Consider the following 17177-nt stretch of genomic DNA (forward strand, 5'->3'; position numbering starts at 1 on the left):
TTAACATTTATCATCACGGACTAAAACAGTCACACCAGAAGATACAGTTGTAGCTTGGGCATAATTAACATAACAACCACTAGCATTTGTCCAACCAGTTGTTGACTGACCTTTAAATGTATAAGAAATACCACCAGAAACGCTAGCGGCACTTACAACATCCCAATCAGCAGTCAAACCAACAACAGCCGCTTCAATACCTGCTGACGTTGCCATTGGGTAACCATAAATAGTAGCAATACCATCGACATCTGTTTCTGAAGTTGCCGTCTCTACACCATTAATCGCCGCTTTACCATAAACAATACCAGAAGCTCCTGACATTGCGCCTTTTAGACCTTGCAGTGATGATGCACGAGCATCTGATTGCAGGTTAAGGAATTTAGGTGCTGCGGTTACTGCTAGAATACCTAGAATAACGATAACAACTACCAACTCAATAAGTGTGAAACCACCTTGTCTTTTCATGCTACTTCTCTCTTTTATTATAAATATGATGGTACTTAAATGGTGCCATCGTTGTTGTTAAAACTAATTATATAAATATGATTTATCTTATTTATCAATTAACACGATTTAGAAAATTAAATACGCATTAATTATTCAAATTATTATTGCAGCGTTACCACTACACGGCCGGATTCAGGTTCATAAGTAAAGAAATGACCTTCGTTCTCTTGCTGTGTGTATTTACATTGATTACGACTATTATCAATAACAACTTCAGCTAAATATTTCGCTTTATTATCGTTAATATCATCAGTAACGTACGGTGCATTTTGTAATAACATTTCCATCAATAATATGCATTCTTTGGCGGTTAATGCTGTTGGATAACTGCCAGTGTCATTGCCATCTAAATCTTCACGGGGAGAGATTGGGTAGCCGGGACGAAAATCGGTTTGATTCGCCTTTGATGGGTCAGTTAACCAAAACTCAGTACCATCGTAACTCACTGCATTGTAGTCATTGGTTCTCGGGCGAGCTTCTGCTTCCCATTGTGCTCTTGCAGAAAGAACAGCGGTAGCATAACCACCAGCAACTCCCTCAATACTTGCTTTTTTCGCTTCAAGACTAACATCTAAAAATCGAGGCAGTGCAACGGTAGCCAACAAACCTATTACCACTATCACTATCACTAGCTCAACCAGTGAGAAACCTTTTTGGTACTTCATAATAATGCTTCTCTCTCTTTCTATTTTCTTTCTGAATTGTAAGGGATTTTACATAAAAAAACACAGCGTTCGTCAAAAAAATGCCAACTTAATTATTATTCAAAAAACCGACGTTAACCTTAAATACACCATTAACCAACATTACGGAAATTACTTTACCATTCGACATACTATACTTACAGCCGAATCGTAACATATCCGCCTTTTTTTTCGACACATGAATAAAATCTGTATAAATTTTTTGTTTTTCTGGTAACAAAATATATAACCACTTCTGACAATCTAATTCATTATCCTTAAGTGTGATCGGCCAGCCTAATGGGGTAAATGTAATGTCTACATTATCTTTAACAATTGATTTAGGCTGCCCATTTACAACCCAGTAATTTTTAAACTCATTCGCTGAGGACAATATTTCTCGGCTACTCATTAGTAAGGCGGCGTCTTCAACTTCAGGTTCCATTTGTTGCCATTGATATAAAATAATGGCCACAAAGATAAGAACAAGGCCGCCCCATATAAAACGGGTTGCAGACATAACTATGACCCTTTTACGACATCTAACATATTCCACATTGGTAAGAAAATACCCAATGCTAATATTAAAACCATACCCGAAACGATAAGTAATAATAAAGGCTCTATTCTTGCCGTTAATGTTTTTAAGTCGTAATCAACTTCACGATCATAAAAATCAGAAACTTCTAATAACAAATCATCTATCTGTCCCGTTTCTTCACCCACCGCGATCATCTGTTCAACCAAAGGAGTAAAGATACCACTTTGCATCGCCGTGACTGACATACTCGTACCTGATTCAATGCCACTTTTCATTTCAAGCAATCTATTTTCTAAAAACTTATTTCCTAACGATTCAGCAGAAAGTGAAAGCGATTGATTCAGTGGAACACCCGATTTAAGCATTAATGCAAACGTTCTTGAAAAACGAGACATTTGCGCGCGAGTCACAATATCTCCCACAATAGGAAAACGTAATCGACACTTATCCCACGTTTCTCGTCCTTTGGGTTGGCTTACCCAAGCCTGAAATGCAAACAAAGCTGCTGCCATTCCTGCGATTAAAAAATGCCAATAATTAACAAAGAAACTCGACGTCGAAATTAAGATGCGTGTTGGTAATGGTAAATCAACACCAAAGCGAGAAAACATACTAGCAAATTGAGGGATCACTTTTATATTCAACACAAACATAGCTAATAAAATAAACGTAAGAACAAATATTGGGTAACGCATTGCCGATTTAATTCGCTTGCGCGTTTCCATCTCTTGTTCATAATAATTAGCTAATTGCATTAATGCTTGATCTAAGCGGCCTGTATTTTCGCCAACATGGATCATAGAAACAAACAAAGAACTAAATACATGAGGATGTTGCTGCATGGAGACCGACAAACTACGTCCATTAGTTAGATCTGCAGTCACTTCTTCAAGCGTATTTTTTAATAATTTATTATTACTGTTTTTCGCCAAACCATTCATTGCGCGCAACAACGGCACTCCAGCTTTAGTTAAGCTGTACATTTGACGACAAAAAATAACCAACACTTCAAGTGGGATCGTTGGTTGAAACCACTTTTTCCAATCAGTTGCCTTTGAATTACCACCAAACTTATTTGCTTTAATTGATGTAGGGATCACTCCATCATTCATCAATTGTTCTGCTGCCGATTCTGGAGAGACTGATTCGATAGAGCCAGATACTTTCTCACCACGACGGTTTCGTCCGTTATATTTAAATATTGCCATGATTTATGCCTACATTAAGATTGGCTGATGTGACGCGGCATTATCGCCCTCACCTAGTACCATGACTTCATCAAGACTTATTATGCCATTCATAGCAAGCTCCATTGCTGATGCTAAAAGTGGTTTATACTCTGGGTTTTGACGCGCTTTTTGTGAAAAACCAACGGCATCATTCGCTCTCAACGCATCCATCATAGGCTGATCTAATTCTAATAATTCAAAGACACCAATACGTCCACGATAGCCTGTTAGATTACAACTTTGACAGCCATAACCTCGTTGAAATGGCACTGATACTTGATTAGGAAAACGTGTTTGCACCCATTGTTTACGAGCCTCATCCAGAGGGTCTACACCAGAACATTCAAGACACACTTTCTTTACTAATCGTTGTGCTAATACAGCACGAACAGCACTAGCAACAAGATAACCCGGCGCGCCCATATCCATCATACGTAACGCACTGTCTATGGAATCATTGGTATGTAATGTTGATAATACTAGATGCCCTGTCAGCGCTGCTCGCAATCCAATTTCTACGGTTTCTTGATCTCGCATTTCACCAATTAAAATTATATCTGGATCCTGACGTAAGAAAGTTCTCAAAATTTTTGAGAAAGTGAGATCAATCTTGCTATTCACTTGAACTTGATTGATTCGAGGCAAGCGGTATTCAACTGGATCTTCCGCGGTAATTATTTTCTTACTCGGCTGATTTAACTCACTCAATGCACTATATAAGGTCGTTGTTTTACCCGACCCAGTAGGGCCAGTAACCAAGATCATGCCATAAGGACGACGTAATTGTTTACGAAAGCGTACCAAAAGATACTCAGGTAACCCTGAATATTCTAATTCACGAACTCCTGATGTTTGGTTAAGCAAACGCATTACTACCGATTCGCCATATTGTACTGGCATAGTAGATAAACGAATATCCACCGATTGTCCGCGAGATTTAATATTAAAACGCCCATCCTGAGGTAAGCGCTTTTCTGAAATGTCTAAATTTGCCATCAATTTTAAACGAAGTACTAAAGCTGATGCGATATTCACTTCATTGAGTAGCGTTTCATGCAATACACCATCAATACGTTGACGTAAGCGTAGTACTTTATCATCGGGTTCGATATGAATATCGGACGCCCCAACTTGAATTGCATCTTCAAATAATGAGTTAATGAGTTTTACAACAGTAACTTCGTCATTATCACTATCTGAAATTCCAAAATTAAAATCATTGCTATCTTGATGCTCTGATTGTAACTGCTCTGCAAAAGAGGCTATTTCTTTGGTTCGACGATAAAAGCGATCAAAACTATCTACTAACTGCCTTTCTGAGGCGATCACCATTTCAATTTGATATTGTTGCAGCTGAGAGAATAACGCCTCTTGAGCTGAGAGATCGGCAGGATCACTCATGGCAACTCGAATCGAGTTTCCTTGTTGGCTCAAGACTAAAGCTCGTAATCGTCGAGCATGAACTTCGGGCAACAATTGCACTGCTGCAGCATCAATATCAGCTCGGTTCAAATCAACCAAAGGCACATCTAATTGTTGAGATAGAAAAGTAAGCATTTGTTTTTCAGACAAGAAACCTAATTGAATTAAGGTTCCACCCAGCTTTCGGCCTGTTTTTTTCTGCGCGAGTAACGCTTGCTCAATTTGCTTTTCAGTGACAATGTTTTCTTCGACTAATAAATCACCAAGTCTTTTTCTTAACTTAAGACGCATTATTTATTCCCCTCCATTGTCGCTAATAGTTTTATTCTATCTCTTACAAAAACCAAAGATGAACGAGACAATCCTGGCTTAATTAACGCCGTTTGATAAGCCTCGTACGCTTGCTGTATTTTCGCTTCTCTTTCATAAACAATCGCTAAACCCAACCACCAACGACCATTTTCAGGCTCTTTCTTTATCAGCATTTGATAGCTTTCATTTGCCAAATCCATCAATTTTAGTTTTTGCGCTAAGCCACCACGGGTCGCTAAATAATCCACATTAGCATCCAGAGGAATATATTCTAATACCGACAATGCCGCCTCTATTTGCTCTTCTTTTTGTAATAAGCTGGCTAATGCCAAACGTAAACTAACGCTATCCTGATCGAGTTTAATGCCTTGCTGTAATATCGCTGCCGCTTCTTGTACTTCTCGTTTCCCATAAAGTAACGCGGCTAATTTTTTACGTGATTCTTCATCGCTAGATTGATATCTTAAAACGGTATAATATTCTTTAATCGCTTCTTTAAAGTCCGATCTATCTAATGCTTTTTTTGCAGCATCTCGGCTTTTTTGTGCTAAGTCAGAAGGCAATAACTCTACCTCTTCAACTTGAAAATCTTGAGCTTCTTCGTCTCGAATGGTTGGCGGTATAATTGAGGACTGTTTAGTCTTAGGTGTGTTTATACCTGTATTAGTTGCCATTATTATTGGTTTAATAGCTTGTACTGCTTGTTGCTCTGGTTTGTTTTCTGGAATCGCTTTATGAGCGGTTAAGGAACTTAGTGTCGTATCGGTATAAATAGCACTCACTTCTTTTGTTACATTTTTTTGTGTCGGTGACGTCGATGCAAGTAACGATTGTGTAGAAATGGCACCAGAACCAGAAGCAATAGATTGCTCCATATTATTTGAGGCGACCAATTCAGGTGAATGATTAAAGGTAGCCCATCCAATTAGAGACAATGAACTAACCACTCCCACGGCAAAGAAAAATGGAGCCTTAAACCTTGATTCTATATTTGGAACATGTGCTGGAGATAGCCCATTTTTAGGCCCAAAATTAGTGTCTTTTTTTGTGATATTGAGTAAGGCTTTATTTGTTGCACTCACGATGATCTCCAGCCCCAAAACTTGGGGAAATAATACTTAGGTTTTATCGCATCTATTGTATCTAAAATCGCATTAAATACTGATTTTGATGACACTACATCTAACTGTTCAGCAAAAGAAATAAGTAATGATTTATGGCATATTTGATTAATAATACGTGGTACACCATTACTTGCTCGCCAAATTGCTTTCATTTGAGAAAGAGTAAATAGGTTATGTTCACAACCAGACTTATTCATTCGATATTCAATATAAGCAACAGTTTCACTTACATTCAATACACGTAACGTTGCAGAAAAAGTAATTCGTTGTCTCAACTGGCGTAAATGATATTGCTTTAATCTTTCATCTAACTCGGGTTGTCCAAAAAGAACAATTTGCAGTAATTTACTATAATCAGTTTCTAAATTACCAAAGAGGCGTAGTGTTTCTAAAGCTTCATCAGACAACGCCTGTGCTTCATCAATAAAGACAACAACCGCTTTTCCTTTCGCGTGTAAATCAATCAGTTTTTCATGAATACGGTCTGTTAGCGCGATTCCATCACCATCCTGCTCAAGCCAAAGCTCTTTTGCTAGTGCTTGACGTAATTCATACCCATTCATCACTGGATTAGGTAAATAAAGCAGTTCAACATCAATCGGAAGCTGGCTCATGAGCATTCGACATACCAATGTTTTTCCTGTACCTATCTCTCCTGTGACTTTAATTATCCCTTCACCCATCGATATTGCAGACAGCACAATCTGAATTGCCTCATAGTGAGGCAACAATCCATGAAATAAGGAAGTGTTTGGGGTTAAAGTAAAGGGAAGTTGCTTTAAACCAAAATGTTGCTCATACATGACTTAACGATTATTCGTCAGGAAACCACTCTTGTAATAAATCACGCGATCGCTCCAATTCTTCTTGCCATGTATCCACGCCAACCACCGTTGGTTTTAACAGAATAACTAATTCTGTTTTTTGAGTTAACTTACTAACATTACGAAATAGGTGACCTAATGCTGGTAAATCCCCTAAAAATGGAACCTTTGACACTTGATCAACGGTTTGTGATTTCATCAAACCACCAATAACAACTACATCGCCACTTTTTGCTCGGATCACCGAATCGGATTCACGAATTGAGCTTTTTGCTAATGGTAATTGAAGTACCCCACCAACATCACCAAGGTCAATTTCTTTAATTTCATTTTCAACATCAATAACCGATGGGTGTACATGCAACATTACATTGCCTTTGTCATCAATTTGAGGTGTCACATCCAATGAAATACCAGAGAAGAATGGCGTTAAGGTGACTTCTGGGGATGCATTTGAATTATCACCACTACCAGTGACGCTTGATACCTCTGTTACAAAGTATTCATCTCGTCCAACTTTGATCACGGCTTTTTGATTATTCGCAGCCGTGACTCGAGGGCTTGAAAGTACATTCAAGTCACCCTGAGTATCCATAAAACTCAAGACTGCATCAAAATTACCATCCGTAATTTTAATGTTGGTTTGTCCGCCTAAGAGAGTACCAATCGTATCCATGCCAGGTAAAATACCATTAGTCAGACCTGACGTTTGACCAAAAGTAATATCCGTTCCGCCAATTGACGCGCTTAGGTTCGACCAATTAATACCCTGTTGGTAACCGTCACTTAATGTGACTTCTAATAGCTTAGCTTCCAAGATAACTTGTCGTTGTAATCGCTTATGAGACGTCCCTAAAAACTGTTTTACTTTTCGCAATTCATCGGGTGATGCCGTAATCGTAATCACACTCGCTTGTGGAGAAGCCACCACACTTCGACCCTCACCATTGCCTATCATTACAGAAACCGCTTTTTCTAACTCTTTCCAAAAATCACTTTCACTGATGGTTTCAATTTCAGTGCCACCCGTTGCTGTAGATGAAGAGCTATTCGTTGAATTAGAGCTATTATCAGAGTTTGAATTACTGTCTGAATTTGTAATCGACCCTGTAGTTATTGTTGTTAATGAGCGCCCTTTACGAGTTAATTGTAAATAATCAATCGGGAGCGTCTCCGTTCGGATCGTCGCAGGGTAAATTTGTAATATTTTCCCTGATTTTATAATTTCGTAGCCATAAAGATCTTCGACTGATGATAAAACGTCATCCAATGTGACATCATTAACATTCATAGTAATTCGCCCTGAAACCGCAGGATGTATTACCACGCTATATTCAGTGCCTTTCACTAAACTAGTAAAGAAAGCCTTAGCATTCACATTATTAGCTTTTACTCTAAAGCGCTTAACTGGCTCTTCAATCTCAATTTTTTGAACGCTAAAATCAGGCATGAGATCAGCTTGAACAGACGTAGGGAGATCAGTTAATAACCCTCCTCCATTTTCATTAATTGATTTATCTAAGGTCTGTTTAATTTCAACAGGATCACGATGGCCCATTGAGCAACCACTTAGCGACGCGACCATGAATCCAATGATGACATTACGTACTTTCATTACTGCAAACCTTAATTCTTAATATCTTGAGAAAATAGAGAAAGTTTCCATTGCTTACCAGAACGACCAATCGAAACGCTTTCTTCGTTAATAGCTAACAAGGTATAACCAGATATTTTATCGCCTTTCTTCATCGGCTTATCGTCTAACACGGCATTACAGTCAAATTGACCATTACAACTAATCGCTTGTAAAGACGGAAAGTATTGATGTTTATTTACTGATTTTTTCTTAACAATTTCTGGCTTTAACCAACTTAATGGTTCCGTAGGATCATGTCCTACTGTTGTATCAGAGGCAAAAATCGACGTTGAAAACAACACGAAAATTAAAAACACATTCTTCATATTAACCGCCAATAAATCCTTTACTAGACCCGAGTGTATATATCTCAATAGTCAATTCAGCTACGGGGTAATTGGTTACTGTATAATTGAAATTTCGCCAGTAATATTTCACTGGTAACTCTTCTAAATTAGAAAGATAGGCTTCTATATCAAAATACTTTCCTGACAATATTAATTTCACAGGATGGATGTAATAGCCTGCATTATTATTTTCATCTAATAACCTTTCTGAAGGCAAAGTACTCATAGAGATAAGCTTAAGCTTTGATGATTGCTGCAACACCGTTTCTAGTAGTTGAGCCATTTGACTAGGCGAGACCAACGCTGCAATTCTAGTTGATAACAATTGCGCCAGATCTTGACTGTCCAAAGTCAACGCTTGATATTGTTTATCTATCTCAACATTTGGATCTTTTTGTAATCTAAATTGAGCTAATTCTATCTGCTGTTTTAATGAATTAATTGAATTCGTTAAACGGGTAGCATCTCGCTGTGCTTTTTGATGCTCTGCTATTTTAGGTTCAATAATTACGGTCAATGACACAAAAATCACCGCTACCCATCCAACAAGAGTAATCAGTATTTTTTCGCGCTGTGATAATGCAGAGAATGCCTCTTTGGCTTTAATCCAATATTCCATTACTTACCCTCTGCTGTCTTAGTATTTAAAATAAATGACACCAGCCCATTTTCATCCGTTTTAATCTCTAATTGATCAAATGTTCGACCAACTAAATGCAATTCATTTTCAAAACTTTTAACCCAATTAGGTACGATATCAGGAGAGCGAGCAAAACCGGTAAAACTAACATTGTCACCAGAGATATGAATTTTAGTGAGCGATATATTCCCTTTTCCTAACTGAGTTAAACTGCTCATTATTCCCGAATAGCCTATCTGCATACCATCATCAAAATTATCAATCACTTTTAATGATGCTTTTTTAGATTGAACATCCTCTTTCAAGCGTTTAATTGCGGCTAATTTTGCAGCCGAAGGCTTATGACTCTCGAGCCTTTGATTTAAGGTTACAAGATCGTGTTGATAACGATTATCTTCAGAGGATAATTGAGCAATATTCTCATTTAATTGGCTTAACTGATATTGGTAATACCCAACAAAAGCACTCGCTAGCAGAAGACCAACTCCCCAACTAATGACTATATTTTGTAAGGAAAAGTAGTTAATTTGCGGTTTAAATTTATCACTGTATAAATTAACGCTTGGTTGATGAAACAATCCAAGCCAACCCAGTAATTCACCCGCTCGAAAGACTCTAGGCTCATCCAGTAATAGTGGTGCAACTTGAACGCCAAGTCGTTTCTTCAGCTCTGAGACTAAAAGAACATCATCCTCATCATCACATCGAACATATAAATGGTTTATATTAAGACCATGCAATTGTGCACTTAAATAATCCAGTGAACGTTGTAACTCTAACGCTAAGGTATCAAACTGAAAACTATCCGCTAAATCACCAGTCAACGGAGGCATAATTCCACGTAAAGAACGATTAAGCTGTAAGTTCTCACCATTAAAAGCCAATAATTTAAATTCTGCAGCTTTACTGTAAGTAAGTAGCATGAAGCTACCTTCATCTTTCTTAGAGTGACCCCATACTAATTCATCAGGAGTAATACTTCCTATCTCGATTGACAAAGGAAGTAATAAATCCACCAATGTTTTGATCATCGAAAATGGGGAAATATAGACTTGCATTTTTCCATTAGAAGTTTCTACGCCATCAGCCACAATATCAGTCACACGATCTGAAATAAGATCTTTAACTAAAAATGGTAATGCTCCAGCTAGCTCTTCTTTTGGTATGTTCGGGGAATCAATCTGGAAGGATTGGTATAGATGAGAACCGACCACAATATTTGCTTTGCAATCAGATAGACCCATTTGATTGCACGCTTCAACAATCCCTTCTTTCCATTCATTTGGGCGATCTATTGGTGTGAAGTGTTGTTCTTTAAGTTCATCTTCATTATCACTTTTGGTGATATAAATACCACCTTGTAGTACCACAATAGATGTCGTAATTTTCACTGAACGAGAGAGTTTCAGTTTCTTAAATGCACCCATAATATTCATTTACTGCTCATCTCTCATCTCTTACTTTATTAACAATCCTCTCCAAAAGAGGTACGCCGTAAACAATAATACAACATTCTGTTCTTTACCGGTATGGGATTATCTATTAAATGAGATACACCTTACTTACTCCAACGGTTTCTTCTCTTAGGGATCGATATTTTTTCTTGACGATTAAATAAAGCCGTTTCTGCCTCAAACATTCGCCCCTGAACACCCCCTACCCCTAATTCTTTTAATAATTTCAATTCTTTTTTGTTTTCAACACCAACAGCGAGAACTTCGGCTCCTGTGTTTTCACATGCACCTAAAAGGCTACGTACAAATAATTGATTTTCATAACGTTGGTGAATATCTTTCATTAAACTACGATGAAGCTTAATGTAATCAACATTTAAATCTTTAATGTAATGCGTACTTACTATTGTTCTTCCCGCCTGCTCTACTACCAATTGACAACCAAAACTTTTTAGTAATTTGGCTATTGGCCTAACAGCATCTAAATACGTGACGACTTGCCCCTCAACTAATTCAAAGCTAAGTCGCTTAAGCTGATATCTAGGTGTTTGTAATAAGCGATTTTTTAACTGTCGAATAAACCCTGAATTTTGCAGGCTCTTAACCTGTAGATGCACTGAAAACATATGCTCAGAAAAATCAGGATCACTTAATAACGGAAATACCTGTTTTAGTACTGCACTGTCTAGTTTTATTTGATAACCCACTTGCTTAATTGCAGGTAAGAAACGAGAAGCCTTTATTTGCACTCCATTTTCATCTCTAATGCGTGAGAATATTTCTAAATGAAGCGGGGCTAATTCACTCCCTTTAAATAAAAACATCGGTTGTTTATAAAGTAATAATTGTTCTTGTTCAAAAATAGCGTCAAATAATGTTCTCCAACGTACACTACCTAAACTTTCAGTAAGTTGTTGCTGTTTTTTAAACAACGACCAACTATTGTTGTTCTGTAGCAGAGCACTGCGATGAGCCATGTCTAACTCATCCATTAATCGTCCTCGTCGCTCTCCATTAACATACATACTCACGCCAATATGGCACCAGTTGTCATTATCTAAATACTTCGGGGGTGTTATTTTATCTATTATTTTTAAACATTGAGCCGCTATTATTTTCGCTTCTTTTAATGATTGCTGAGGAATAAGCAAAGCAAAATCAGAATGATAATAACGAGAAAGAACACTATCACTGTAGCGTTGGATAAGATTATTTAATTGTTTTCCAATCTCAACAATTAACTCATCACTCACCGCTTTGCCTTTTGCTTCAACCAACTCCTCCCAACCATTAATTCTTAGCAGTAAAAGAACGCCTTGGCTTTGTGATTCTTGTAGCGTTGATTCTAATTTACTGTCAAACAATACACGATTAGCCGAACCAGTTAGCTTATCTAAAAAAGTATGTGTACGTATGAATGTATCAAAACGACTTCTTTCTTTACGTGCATCTTTCAATTCTGAAATAATTGAATCTAAAGCTAAACTCGCTGTTGCTGGCCACTCTTCTTCACTACCTACTGAATAATCATCCAATCTCCCAGCGAGTAGCATTCGTCCGCGTTCTTCTAATAATTCAGAACCATACAGTTGTTTTCTTAACCAAACCACACCCCATAACAATGAAACGATGATGACCGCAATCGCTGATGTAATTGAAAACAATGCACCTAAAGAGTATGTAAAAGCACTATAAGGAGGGATCGATTTAAACGTAATTGAATAACCTTTGTTTATTTGAAGAGGCAATGTCTTTTGGTATAACAGGTTATCATCAGGCATTATCGACGATGTTTGAAATGAATAAACAAGCCCGGAAGGAGAGGATAACTCCATACTAACGACACTGCTCGCTTTTAATAATTTAGGTAACCACTTTCCCATTGATTCCGCTTCTTCTGGATGCAGCAGATCTTCATCAACAACATTAACTATCCCTGTAAGATAATGCTCAAGGTACTCATTACCTATCTGTTTAAAAGAAATTGCACCACCAATCAACAAGACAAATATAGCGGCAGAAACCATTAAAGTAACGAATGAAATAAGGCGATTACTTAAACGTAAGCTCGGTGTTTTTCTCATCAAACTCTTCTTTCCTTGAAGAAAATAGATTGTAAATCATCGCACAATCTTAAATATAAAATTTAGAACCATCTCTAAATACGCATTAGATATAATACAAATATTTCCTCATATCTCGATACAACGCCCTCAGTTAGCAACGGTATTTACATCAAGATATATATAAAAAAACCTCGATAATTCGAGGTTTCTTTTATAAATATAACGCTTTAACCTTTAAAAAAGGCAAGATCTAGAACGGAATGTCGTCATCAAAATCCATTGGCGGTTCATTATATTGAGGTTGAGGTGCTTGTGGCGCTTGTTGTTGCGGTGCTTGTTGCTGTTGCGGTGCAAAGTTATTTTGCTGCGCAGGTTGTTGAGGTTGACCCCAATTACCTTGTTGCTGCTGTTGCTGTTGTTGACCACCAGCAGGAGCACCTTGACTACGGCCACCAAGCATTTGCATTACACCATTGAAGCCTTGAACAACCACTTCTGTTGTAAAACGATCTTGACCACTTTGGTCTTGCCATTTACGAGTTTGAAGTTGACCTTCAACGTAAACTTGAGAACCTTTACGTAGGTATTCACCCGCAACTTCAGCTAACTTGCCAAACAGTGACACACGGTGCCATTCTGTTTTTTCACGTTGTTCGCCGGTTGCTTTGTCACGCCATGATTCAGACGTTGCAATTGTAATGTTCGCTACCGCACCGCCACTTGGCATGTAACGGATTTCAGGATCTTGCCCTAAGTTACCAACAAGAATAACTTTATTAATACCACGGCTGGCCATAGTTTGCTCCAGAGATTAGAGGTGAGCGTTCGTCTCACCTAATTTATAGAAATTAACACTCAGTCTAACACGTTCATCGTTATTCCTGATAGCCCAAACTTGGTATCCTCTCCATTACATCCTAAAATAGAATGAGCTTTGTTGTACACCTCACGAGTTACCTCTTTAAAAAATACAAACAAGTCATATAAATGAGATATCATCTGCATGTAATGTCATTTTTTTGACACCAATTTAACGTAACGTATCTTTGTGTCCCATATAATCCTGAAACGAACCTAAAGTACTTGGAGTAATATGAAACAACAAAATCTACAAGTGATGAATAACAGCTATCGCACTTTAATAAAAGTATTTGATTTTATTGCAATAAATATGATTCTTACTTTCATACTTTCATTCCATGGCTTTACAGAAACTGCAATAGACCTGTCTGCAGGCTTATTGTTTTCAACTGTCTACCTACTTATCAGTGAGTATTTAGGGTTATATGTCATTGACACAAAAAAAAATCTCGTAACATACCTTTTAAAGTCAATCGTATCTCTAAGCCTCGCTGTTGCTATTTATTCAATGCTTAAGTTACGACTTCTAGGTCTAGACGGGATAGAAATAAATAACTTATCTCCTAGTATTTACTTTCAATTGTATCTTCTTACGTTCGTTATTCTTTCTCTCGCTCGTATGCTGTTCCTATTTTTATATCAAGCCCTTGTCTTTCCTAATATTAAGATCAGAAATATCGCTATTATCGGATTAACGCCCGCAGGTCTTTCTATTGAAAAAGCACTCATAGAAAAATATAAAAAACAGAAGATAAACATCGAATTTTATGATGACCGTTCAAATGAACGTTTCAGCTATGTCGCCAAAAGCCCATATATTGGAACTGTATCTGTCGTTATAGATAAAGTTAAAACGGGTGCAATTGATGATGTCTACATTGCCCTTCCTATGGTGGCAAAAGACAGAATTAAAGACGCAATACTTCAATTATCTAACTCTACCGTTGATGCTTATATTGTTCCTGATTTATACACTTATAAACTAAGCGTCTCGCAGATAGCTCGAATTGGTAACGTTCATACATTTAGTATATTTAGTTCACCCTTTGAAGGCTTAGGAGCACTAACAAAACGCATAGAAGATATTGTTATTGGATCTCTCATTACCTTATTAATTTTACCTGTACTTTGTGTCGTCGCTTTAGGCGTAAAGCTGAGTTCACCTGGCCCCATTCTATTTAAACAAGATCGTTACGGTTTAGGCGGGAAAAAAATTAAAGTATGGAAATTCCGTTCGATGAAAGTAATGGAAAACTCAGAAATCGTAACTCAAGCGACAAAAAATGATCCACGAGTCACCCGTTTTGGTAATTTTATTCGTCGTACCTCATTAGATGAACTTCCTCAATTTATTAATGTATTACAAGGAAGTATGTCTATTGTAGGACCTAGGCCCCATGCCGTTGCCCACAATGAGGAATACCGAGTCTTAGTCGATAATTATATGGTAAGGCATAAAATTAAACCTGGGATCACAGGATTAGCTCAAATAAATGGGTATCGTGGGGAGACTGATACTTTAGATAAAATGGAAAAACGAGTTGAGTATGATATTAAATATCTACAAAACTGGACACTACCCTTGGATATTAAAATTATATTCCTAACCGTATTTAAAGGTTTTGTAAGTGATACTGCATACTAAATCTATACTCATATCTAACCTAATATTGATCTGTTTACTTTTACAGAGTCATTCTGCTTACGCCGATTTAACGCCAAAGCCTCATATTGGTCCTGCAGGTATTGAGTTTCAAAGCAATGTAGGTATTGACTATGGTTATGATGACAATGTGAATTTTCAATCTGAAAAAAAAACGAATATTGAATCTGATTTTTTCAATGTAAAACCTTTCATTCAATTAGAAGGGGTTCGCGGCGCAGATGTTTATACGCTTCAATATTCTGGTGATTATCGGCAATACCAAGAACAAGAAAAAAGTACCTCTGATAATTACGATGACCACACAATAAGATTTATCGGTGCTTGGAAGAAAGGCGTTAATAATGACCTTTTATTTACAATAGAAAATACGTTAGGTCACGAAAATAGAGGTGAAGGTCTTACCGATGGTTTAACAGCTGACCAATTTCAAACCTACGGTATTGATGACGTACTAAAAACAAATATGTTTAATACTGAATTTAGGTACAGCATCGATAAACAAGACAGCATAGGAAAATTAAGCTTTGCTGCCCAATATAAAGAACTTCGTTATGATGATCGAAACAGCAATGATTTCCATGTAAATAACTTCAACCAGTATATAAAAGATCAAAACTGGGATCAGAAAACATTTACCATCGAGCTATTTAATCAAGCCTCAAGCCGTACTCGATTTCGTTACTCAATCATAAGTAACTTACGTGATTACAAAGAAGATGAGCAGAAAAATACGAATGAAACCTTTTTTGTCGCAGGAATAAAAACCCAACAGACAGGAAAAACCACGATTGATGCCAATATCGCATGGTTGTACAAAACCTTTCCGAATCAATCCGATGCTCAAGATTTTGGAGGGTTAAATTGGGATATTGATGTAGCTTGGAGCCCAGTAAGACACTCCACCTTTCACTTATTTACAGACCAAAGTGTAGAAGACCCAACAGAAGTCGGGGGATACGTTTTAAATACCAAATATGGGACACGTTGGGTACATTTTTGGTGGTCTAATAGGCTTTCAAGTGAACTCGGCTTTAATTACGAAATAAGTGAAGATAAAGAACAAAATGATGGTAAAAAAACGACGACAACAGATGCGACAGCAAAATTAATATATAAATTTAGACCGTCAATTATATTAGAACTAAGCTATCAACAGTTGATTAATGACTCAGATAAAGAATTCGATGATTTCACAATTAACGATTCAGCAGAGACAATAATCCAAACATTAGGCTACGATAAGTCCATTATTATGTTTACAACTAAGGTACAAATTTAGATGAAATTTCTCTTTATATCTTTTTTCTTATTCATCTCTGTCCCCTCTCACGCCTATGCATCAGATGCACCGTTAACCACTAATACAGAAAACCAAACATCAGAGAACATGATACCAAAAGATAAATTAGGTTATGTCTTAGGTGCAGGGGATAGTATTAACATATCTGTATTTAAAGAAAAAGAAATGAGTGTGCGTTTAAAAATCCACCAAGGTGGATTTGTTAATTTTCCTTATATTGGTGATATTCAACTCATAGGAAGAACACCAGCGCAAGTTGAAAAAGAAATTGAACTCAAGCTCGAAGATGGTTACATAGTTAAACCACTCGTTACCGTTAGTATAGAAGAGTTTAGGAAATTCTTTATCAGTGGCGAAGTTGCCAATCCTAATGGTTATGAATTTCAACCAGGTTTAACGATAGAACAAGCAATTGCTATGGCCGGAGGTTTTACTGATAGGTCAGATAGAGACGGTATAAATATTCGTTTAGCTGCAACAAATGAATTAATTGAAGATGTGGGTCCAACCTATCCTGTAGGTCCGGGTGATGTAGTTATTATTGAACAGAGTTTTTTCTAAA

The 17177-nt window shown here is 37.2% G+C and carries 16 protein-coding genes; 3 read left to right on the forward strand and 13 right to left on the reverse strand.

Annotation, left to right across the window (positions count from 1 at the left end; genetic code table 11):
* The 13 genes from A6E03_RS02740 to A6E03_RS02800 form a co-directional block, all read right to left on the reverse strand.
* The gene (locus A6E03_RS02740; protein WP_065600124.1) at positions 1-468 is read right to left on the reverse strand and encodes a prepilin-type N-terminal cleavage/methylation domain-containing protein; all 468 of its coding nucleotides are present in this window, start codon (positions 466-468) and stop codon (positions 1-3) included.
* Between the two features lie 143 nt (positions 469-611).
* Positions 612-1175 (reverse strand): prepilin-type N-terminal cleavage/methylation domain-containing protein, encoded by a 564-nt coding sequence (locus A6E03_RS02745; RefSeq protein ID WP_065594129.1) that lies wholly within the window; start codon positions 1173-1175, stop codon positions 612-614.
* Positions 1176-1263: 88 nt separating this feature from the next.
* A complete protein-coding gene (locus A6E03_RS02750) occupies positions 1264-1713 on the reverse strand; it encodes a type IV pilus, mannose-sensitive hemagglutinin protein MshF (RefSeq protein ID WP_065594130.1) in 450 nt (149 codons plus the stop codon).
* A gap of 2 nt (positions 1714-1715) precedes the next feature.
* Positions 1716-2942, reverse strand: coding sequence for a type II secretion system F family protein (locus A6E03_RS02755; protein WP_065594131.1), 1227 nt, complete (start codon positions 2940-2942; stop codon positions 1716-1718).
* A gap of 9 nt (positions 2943-2951) precedes the next feature.
* A complete protein-coding gene (locus A6E03_RS02760) occupies positions 2952-4676 on the reverse strand; it encodes a GspE/PulE family protein (RefSeq protein WP_065600125.1) in 1725 nt (574 codons plus the stop codon).
* Positions 4676-5779 (reverse strand): lipopolysaccharide assembly protein LapB, encoded by a 1104-nt coding sequence (locus tag A6E03_RS02765; protein ID WP_176703440.1) that lies wholly within the window; start codon positions 5777-5779, stop codon positions 4676-4678. Before A6E03_RS02765 ends, A6E03_RS02760 begins: the two co-directional genes overlap by 1 nt.
* On the reverse strand, positions 5776-6624 hold the full coding sequence (locus tag A6E03_RS02770) for an ExeA family protein (protein ID WP_065594133.1): 849 nt from the start codon (positions 6622-6624) through the stop codon (positions 5776-5778). The genes A6E03_RS02765 and A6E03_RS02770 overlap by 4 nt, the downstream gene beginning before the upstream one ends.
* A 10-nt stretch (positions 6625-6634) precedes the next feature.
* Positions 6635-8260 (reverse strand): pilus (MSHA type) biogenesis protein MshL, encoded by a 1626-nt coding sequence (gene mshL / locus A6E03_RS02775; protein WP_065594134.1) that lies wholly within the window; start codon positions 8258-8260, stop codon positions 6635-6637.
* An 11-nt stretch (positions 8261-8271) separates the two neighbouring features.
* Complete coding sequence (locus tag A6E03_RS02780; RefSeq protein WP_065600126.1) at positions 8272-8607, reverse strand: type IV pilus, mannose-sensitive hemagglutinin D (MSHK); 336 nt, start codon at positions 8605-8607, stop codon at positions 8272-8274.
* A 1-nt stretch (position 8608) separates the two neighbouring features.
* A complete protein-coding gene (locus A6E03_RS02785; protein ID WP_065600127.1) occupies positions 8609-9247 on the reverse strand; it encodes a type II secretion system protein GspM in 639 nt (212 codons plus the stop codon).
* A complete protein-coding gene (locus A6E03_RS02790) occupies positions 9247-10704 on the reverse strand; it encodes an MSHA biogenesis protein MshI (protein ID WP_065600128.1) in 1458 nt (485 codons plus the stop codon). Before A6E03_RS02790 ends, A6E03_RS02785 begins: the two co-directional genes overlap by 1 nt.
* A 122-nt stretch (positions 10705-10826) precedes the next feature.
* Positions 10827-12806: an RNase E specificity factor CsrD gene (gene csrD, locus A6E03_RS02795; protein WP_065594138.1), complete on the reverse strand. Its 1980-nt coding sequence runs from the start codon at positions 12804-12806 to the stop codon at positions 10827-10829.
* 232 nt (positions 12807-13038) lie between these two features.
* Complete coding sequence (locus tag A6E03_RS02800) at positions 13039-13584, reverse strand: single-stranded DNA-binding protein (RefSeq protein ID WP_065594139.1); 546 nt, start codon at positions 13582-13584, stop codon at positions 13039-13041.
* A 297-nt stretch (positions 13585-13881) separates the two neighbouring features.
* Here A6E03_RS02800 and A6E03_RS02805 point away from each other — a divergent pair, with 297 nt between their 5' ends.
* The 3 genes from A6E03_RS02805 to A6E03_RS02815 are packed head-to-tail and all read left to right on the forward strand — an operon-like array spanning position 13882 to position 17176.
* Positions 13882-15294, forward strand: a complete 1413-nt coding sequence (locus A6E03_RS02805) for an undecaprenyl-phosphate glucose phosphotransferase (RefSeq protein WP_065594140.1) — start codon at positions 13882-13884, stop codon at positions 15292-15294.
* On the forward strand, positions 15278-16594 hold the full coding sequence (locus A6E03_RS02810; RefSeq protein ID WP_065594141.1) for an outer membrane beta-barrel protein: 1317 nt from the start codon (positions 15278-15280) through the stop codon (positions 16592-16594). The genes A6E03_RS02805 and A6E03_RS02810 overlap by 17 nt, the downstream gene beginning before the upstream one ends.
* Positions 16595-17176 (forward strand): polysaccharide biosynthesis/export family protein, encoded by a 582-nt coding sequence (locus A6E03_RS02815; protein ID WP_065594142.1) that lies wholly within the window; start codon positions 16595-16597, stop codon positions 17174-17176. It abuts the gene before it with no gap.
* Position 17177 lies beyond the last annotated feature (1 nt).

It is taken from the genome of Aliivibrio sp. 1S128, from assembly GCF_001691065.1.
GTDB lineage: Bacteria > Pseudomonadota > Gammaproteobacteria > Enterobacterales > Vibrionaceae > Aliivibrio.

Bases quoted from the DNA above. Each gene is read 5' to 3' on its own strand.
- A6E03_RS02740 (WP_065600124.1), bottom strand. From the start codon at position 468: ATGAAAAGACAAGGTGGTTTCACACTTATTGAGTTGGTAGTTGTTATC.
- A6E03_RS02745 (WP_065594129.1), bottom strand. From the start codon at position 1,175: ATGAAGTACCAAAAAGGTTTCTCACTGGTTGAGCTAGTGATAGTGATA.
- A6E03_RS02750 (WP_065594130.1), bottom strand. From the start codon at position 1,713: ATGTCTGCAACCCGTTTTATATGGGGCGGCCTTGTTCTTATCTTTGTG.
- A6E03_RS02755 (WP_065594131.1), bottom strand. From the start codon at position 2,942: ATGGCAATATTTAAATATAACGGACGAAACCGTCGTGGTGAGAAAGTA.
- A6E03_RS02760 (WP_065600125.1), bottom strand. From the start codon at position 4,676: ATGCGTCTTAAGTTAAGAAAAAGACTTGGTGATTTATTAGTCGAAGAA.
- A6E03_RS02770 (WP_065594133.1), bottom strand. From the start codon at position 6,624: ATGTATGAGCAACATTTTGGTTTAAAGCAACTTCCCTTTACTTTAACC.
- mshL (WP_065594134.1), bottom strand. From the start codon at position 8,260: ATGAAAGTACGTAATGTCATCATTGGATTCATGGTCGCGTCGCTAAGT.
- A6E03_RS02780 (WP_065600126.1), bottom strand. From the start codon at position 8,607: ATGAAGAATGTGTTTTTAATTTTCGTGTTGTTTTCAACGTCGATTTTT.
- A6E03_RS02785 (WP_065600127.1), bottom strand. From the start codon at position 9,247: ATGGAATATTGGATTAAAGCCAAAGAGGCATTCTCTGCATTATCACAG.
- A6E03_RS02790 (WP_065600128.1), bottom strand. From the start codon at position 10,704: ATGAATATTATGGGTGCATTTAAGAAACTGAAACTCTCTCGTTCAGTG.
- csrD (WP_065594138.1), bottom strand. From the start codon at position 12,806: ATGAGAAAAACACCGAGCTTACGTTTAAGTAATCGCCTTATTTCATTC.
- A6E03_RS02800 (WP_065594139.1), bottom strand. From the start codon at position 13,584: ATGGCCAGCCGTGGTATTAATAAAGTTATTCTTGTTGGTAACTTAGGG.
- A6E03_RS02805 (WP_065594140.1), top strand. From the start codon at position 13,882: ATGAAACAACAAAATCTACAAGTGATGAATAACAGCTATCGCACTTTA.
- A6E03_RS02815 (WP_065594142.1), top strand. From the start codon at position 16,595: ATGAAATTTCTCTTTATATCTTTTTTCTTATTCATCTCTGTCCCCTCT.